We start from the raw sequence: 3,439 nt of genomic DNA on the forward strand, positions 1-3,439 counted from the left end.
CGCCCGCGCAGCGCCCGTCCCGGCAGGGGCGATATGGCGCGTGAGCGAAACTGAGAACTAAAATGATTTCTAGATATCGTAATAAGGTATCTAACTTTCGAATACATAGGGGTTAGAAGCGAACCCGGGGAACTGAAACATCTAAGTACCCGGAGGAAAGGACATCAAACGAGACTCCGTAAGTAGTGGCGAGCGAACGCGGACCAGGCCAGTGGCTTTTGTGAGACAAGTGGAACACTCTGGAAAGGGTGGCTAGAATGGGTGATAGCCCCGTACACGTAATGCGAACAAAAGTCCTTGAGTAGGGCGGGACACGTGAAATCCTGTCTGAACATGGGGAGACCACTCTCCAAGCCTAAGTACTCGTGCATGACCGATAGCGAACCAGTACCGTGAGGGAAAGGTGAAAAGCACCCCGACAAGGGGAGTGAAAGAGATCCTGAAACCGAATGCCTACAAACAGTTGGAGCCCAAGATTAGTTCTGGGTGACAGCGTACCTTTTGTATAATGGGTCAGCGACTTAGTCTGACGAGCAAGCTTAAACCGGTAGGTGTAGGCGTAGCGAAAGCGAGTCTGAACAGGGCGTTCAGTTCGTTGGATTAGACCCGAAACCAAGTGATCTAGCCATGAGCAGGTTGAAGGTAAGGTAACACTTACTGGAGGACCGAACCCGCATCTGTTGCAATAGATTGGGATGACTTGTGGCTAGGGGTGAAAGGCCAATCAAACTTGGAGATAGCTGGTTCTCCGCGAAATCTATTTAGGTAGAGCGTCGATCGAATACCTTCGGGGGTAGAGCACTGGATGGGCTAGGGGATCTCACCGATTTACCAAACCTAACCAAACTCCGAATACCGAAGAGTACTAATCGGCAGACACACGGCGGGTGCTAACGTCCGTCGTGAAGAGGGCAACAACCCTGACCACCATCTAAGGTCCCTAAGTTATGGCTAAGTGGGAAAGGATGTGAGGATCCCAAAACAACCAGGATGTTGGCTTAGAAGCAGCCATCATTTAAAGAAAGCGTAACAGCTCACTGGTCTAAATAAGGGTCTTTGCGCCGAAAATGTACCGGGGCTAAAGCCATACACCGAAGCTGTGGATTTGCTTAGCAATAAGCAAGTGGTAGCGGAGCGTTCTGTAAGCCGTTGAAGAGGGACCCGTGAGGGCCTTTGGAGGTATCAGAAGTGAGAATGCTGACATGAGTAACGATAAAGGGAGTGAGAGACTCCCTCGCCGAAAGTCCAAGGGTTCCTGCTTAAAGTTAATCTGAGCAGGGTTAGCCGGCCCCTAAGGCGAGGCCGAAAGGCGTAGTCGATGGGAACCACGTTAATATTCGTGGGCCTGCGGGTAGTGACGGATCGCGTATGTTGTTCCTCCTTATTGGATTGGAGGGGCTTCGGGGCGGTTCCAGGAAATAGCTCCCGCGTATAGACCGTACCCTAAACCGACACTGGTGGACTGGTAGAGAATACCAAGGCGCTTGAGAGAACTGCGTTGAAGGAACTCGGCAAATTGCACGCGTAACTTCGGAAGAAGCGTGACCCTTTTTTACGCAAGTAGAGGAGGGTGGCACAGACCAGGGGGTAGCGACTGTTTACCAAAAACACAGGGCTCTGCGAAGTCGCAAGACGACGTATAGGGTCTGACGCCTGCCCGGTGCTGGAAGGTTAAGAGGAGAGGTGCAAGCTTTGAATTGAAGCCCCAGTAAACGGCGGCCGTAACTATAACGGTCCTAAGGTAGCGAAATTCCTTGTCGGGTAAGTTCCGACCTGCACGAATGGCGTAACGACTTCCCCGCTGTCTCCAACGCAGACTCAGTGAAATTGAATTCCCCGTGAAGATGCGGGGTTCCTGCGGTTAGACGGAAAGACCCCGTGCACCTTTACTATAGCTTTACACTGGCATTCGTGTCGGCATGTGTAGGATAGGTGGTAGACTTTGAAGCGGGGGCGCCAGCCTTCGTGGAGTCATCCTTGAAATACCACCCTTACCTATATGGATGTCTAACCGCGGTCCGTTATCCGGATCCGGGACAGTGTATGGTGGGTAGTTTGACTGGGGCGGTCGCCTCCTAAAGAGTAACGGAGGCGCGCGATGGTGGGCTCAGACCGGTCGGAAATCGGTCGTCGAGTGCAATGGCATAAGCCCGCCTGACTGCGAGACTGACAAGTCGAGCAGAGACGAAAGTCGGTCATAGTGATCCGGTGGTCCCGCGTGGAAGGGCCATCGCTCAACGGATAAAAGGTACGCCGGGGATAACAGGCTGATGACCCCCAAGAGTCCATATCGACGGGGTTGTTTGGCACCTCGATGTCGACTCATCGCATCCTGGGGCTGGAGCAGGTCCCAAGGGTATGGCTGTTCGCCATTTAAAGCGGTACGTGAGTTGGGTTCAGAACGTCGTGAGACAGTTCGGTCCCTATCTGCCGTGGGTGTAGGAATATTGACAGGATCTGTCCCTAGTACGAGAGGACCGGGATGGACGTATCTCTGGTGGACCTGTTGTGGCGCCAGCCGCATAGCAGGGTAGCTATATACGGACGGGATAACCGCTGAAGGCATCTAAGCGGGAAACCCACCTGAAAACGAGTATTCCCTATCAGAGCCGTGGAAGACCACCACGTTGATAGGCCGGGTGTGGAAGTGCGGCAACGCATGAAGCTTACCGGTACTAATAGCTCGATTGGCTTGATCATTCTCATTACTTATATCCATCTGATAAATCAGATGAATTGGATTGTCTCACGCGCCGTATCGCACCTTTGGTGCGGGCGCTGCGACAGCGCGCCGGAAAACCGGCGACGCACTGGCGTGCTGTATGGGCGCTCCTTCTGAAATCTCAGAAGCAGGCACCAATACAGACCGATAGGTCGTCGTGCCGCATGGCACGCCTCGCGGAGCACAGCCCTGAGCCTGTCGAAGGGCGCTCGTGCGTGAGCGATACAAAACTACAATTCCAGCTTCTCATGAATTTTGTTGCGCTTTGCTGACCTGGTGGTTACAGCGGGGTGGCTGCACCCGATCCCATTCCGAACTCGGCCGTGAAACGCCCCTGCGCCAATGGTACTTCGTCTCAAGACGCGGGAGAGTAGGTCGCTGCCAGGTCTGCCAAACGCAACAAATTCTTCTCAAAATACACAACCACAGAACAACAAAATCAGGCCGCTCAAATGCGGCCTTTTGCTTTTGTAAAACACCAGGTCTAATATCTGGAATACAAAAGCATGGTGGCGCGGGGTGGAGCAGCCCGGTAGCTCGTCAGGCTCATAACCTGAAGGTCACAGGTTCAAATCCTGTCCCCGCAACCAAAACCAACCTTTCAAAACGCAAATATCGTCGGCGCAAAGCTTCGCTTTCCTGACGATGGTAGCTCGTCGTTCGCAAGCTCACCATAACCTGAAGGTCACAGGTTCAAATCCTGTCCCCGCAACCAAA

General features: G+C 53.2%; 1 tRNA gene and 2 rRNA genes. All 3 read left to right on the forward strand.

Annotated features, from left to right (window positions below):
* Positions 1-2,700: ribosomal RNA gene (locus tag ABKW30_RS29160) — 23S ribosomal RNA — on the forward strand; the annotation flags it as partial.
* A gap of 294 nt (positions 2,701-2,994) precedes the next feature.
* Positions 2,995-3,109: ribosomal RNA gene (rrf, locus tag ABKW30_RS29165) — 5S ribosomal RNA — on the forward strand.
* 126 nt (positions 3,110-3,235) lie between these two features.
* A tRNA-Met gene (locus ABKW30_RS29170) sits at positions 3,236-3,312 on the forward strand.
* Positions 3,313-3,439 lie beyond the last annotated feature (127 nt).

It is taken from the genome of Phyllobacterium sp. SB3 (genome assembly GCF_040009165.1).
Taxonomy (GTDB): Bacteria; Pseudomonadota; Alphaproteobacteria; order Rhizobiales; family Rhizobiaceae; genus Phyllobacterium.